We start from the raw sequence: 2140 nt of genomic DNA, 5'->3' as shown, positions 1-2140 counted from the left end.
GTTCCGGAAACCGATGCCACGTTGGCGCAGGTCATGGACCAGGTTCAGGGTGTCGCTGACGGTGCGGCCGAGCCGGTCGAGGGTGTGCACCACGATGACATCGCCCATTAGTTCGGGTGTAGCCCAGCAGCGCCAGCAACCCCGGTCGGTCGGTGGGTGGCGACCCCGGATTTCTTGTCCACGTAGATGTTCGGAGGGTCGATCCCGGCCTCCGTGAGCGCGTCGATCTGCCGTGCGAGGTCCTGCTTGCTCGTCGATACCCGGGCGTATCCCAACTCCATTTCTGGGGCGTACCGAAAGTGAGATCTGTACGAATGGGCCCGACTGGACAACCGGGCACCCACCACCTGCGGCGGCAACGCCCCGCGGCACCGGATTGCCGAGAGGTATGCGCGGGGGTTCGATGGTGCCGTCCCGGCGATGCTGACGGCTCATCGCTTGGGGCACAGCCCCTGTCGCGTCCGGTTCCAGAACGGGAACAGTTGCGCACTGGTGGCGTCGGGGTGCTCGCGCCGGGCCAAGGCCTCGAATTCCAGGACTGTTTTTCCCGCGGTCCGGGCGAGCCCGCACGCTTGCAGGCTGAGCTTCGCCGAGGCCACGAACCCGATATCGGTGGCGTAGGAGCCCAGCGGGCTCGACTCGACGAATGATTCGAGTCCGTTCCCCCACCGGTTGTACTCGGACTGGAGGCTGTAGTCGCACGCCTGCCCGAAGAGCGTGCTGCACGTCGTCGGCCGGCCGTGGATCGTGAACGTCTTGTCGGCGAGCGGATGTGGTGTCGTGTCCCGGGAGGAGCCGAACACCGCGAGGAACACGACGACCGCGAGCGCGCACAAGGCGACGTTGATCAGCACGTGCAGAATGCGTTTCATTTACCCGCACCGTCCGACTGTGGACACTTCGAGACCGTGTATCCATCCTGCCGGATCGGGGAGCGGGTGCGGACGAAATCACGGTCATCGGCGGGTTCGAGTCCCATTGGCCGTCGCACCGGCATTGTTCGCCACGCGAGGACGGGCCACGGGGGTGTGGCGTCCTCTTGCCTCGTGTCCCCGGGCAGCGAGCGATGGCGGCAGGCGCTGATGGGGGTGGTCAGTCGGCGGTGGTGGCAGTGCGGGCGTCGACGTGACCGCGACGACGGCGAGGCCGACGAAGAGGTCGTTGACGGTGGCGGGGGTGGCGTCGGTACCGGGGGCGTAGCCGGACAGGAACGGCGCGAGGGATCACCCATCCGCCGAGCAGCCCGCCGAGCCCGGTGGCGGTGAGTACCCGCAGTGGCCGCGTGAGCCGGGTTTGCGGGCCGGGGATCCGCTGGTGCTAGCGCCTGTTCTGGTCTGCGCGCTCGGCTGGGCCGAGAACGAGTCGCTCGATCAGTCCGCGGTGGCCGCGGGCGTCGAAGAGCGGAAGTGGACCGGTCGGTGGGTGGTGGATGGACATGGTTCCCGACACGCGGTTCGGTCAATCGGTGTCGACGACGACGGCGTAGGAGCCGACCCCGACAAGACGGACCCCGGCCACCTCCCCTGCATCGAGGAGCAGGGAGGTGATCGCCCCCGAATCCGGATCGAAGTCGACGTCGGCGATCGTGCCCACCTCGTTTCCCGCCGCGGTCAGCACCCGTTTACCGACCAGGTCGTGGTCCTTGCCGGTCAGCGCCGTGATCGTTGCGTCGGGTGCGCCGACCGCGCCCGGGCCGCGGACGATGACCGCGTCGTCGCCGAAGCTGCCGATGCTCGACCACCGCAACACGGTGCCCGACCCAGACTTTTTCACCTGCACCGCAACCACCCGGCGCCCGGCCGGGTCGACAACGAACCCGGCGACCTGACCGACCGTGTCGGCGGCGTCGGTGCCGACGACCTGCCGTCCGACGGCAGCGGAGAAACGCATCAGCGTGGCCCTTTCAGTTGCGCCCGGAACGCGGCGACGGCGGCACCGAAACCCGCCAGGTCATCACGGACGAAGCCGGTCGCGCTCGCGGGCACCATCAGGTGTTCCCCGGACGCGGCGAGTGTGTCCGGCAACGGGAGAAGCACCCTGGTTCCTTTGTGCCCCAACGCCTCCGATGATTCGATCTCATACCCGACGACATCGCACTGCGTGCTCTCGGAATCGCCGACCTCGACGATCACATCGACCA

The 2140-nt window shown here is 67.9% G+C and carries 2 protein-coding genes and 2 pseudogenes; all 4 read right to left on the bottom strand.

The annotated features are described in order from the left end of the window. Positions 1-281 (bottom strand): annotated as a pseudogene (locus WAW17_RS07115) (recombinase family protein); the annotation flags it as partial. 150 nt (positions 282-431) lie between these two features. After that, positions 432-872: a hypothetical protein gene (locus WAW17_RS07110; RefSeq protein WP_422332292.1), complete on the bottom strand. Its 441-nt coding sequence runs from the start codon at positions 870-872 to the stop codon at positions 432-434. Between the two features lie 586 nt (positions 873-1458). After that, positions 1459-1890 carry a PRC-barrel domain-containing protein gene (locus WAW17_RS07105; RefSeq protein ID WP_422332291.1) on the bottom strand — a complete coding sequence of 144 codons (432 nt, stop codon included), beginning with the start codon at positions 1888-1890 and terminating at the stop codon, positions 1459-1461. Further along, positions 1890-2140 (bottom strand): annotated as a pseudogene (locus tag WAW17_RS07100) (PRC-barrel domain containing protein); the annotation flags it as partial. The gene WAW17_RS07105 and the pseudogene WAW17_RS07100, both read right to left, overlap by 1 nt.

It is taken from the genome of Rhodococcus sp. (in: high G+C Gram-positive bacteria) (assembly GCF_049286785.1).
Taxonomy (GTDB): Bacteria; Actinomycetota; Actinomycetes; order Mycobacteriales; family Mycobacteriaceae; genus Rhodococcus_F.
The sequence above is the reverse complement of the archived record's forward strand: the minus strand, read 5'-3'. Positions and strand labels throughout refer to the sequence as shown.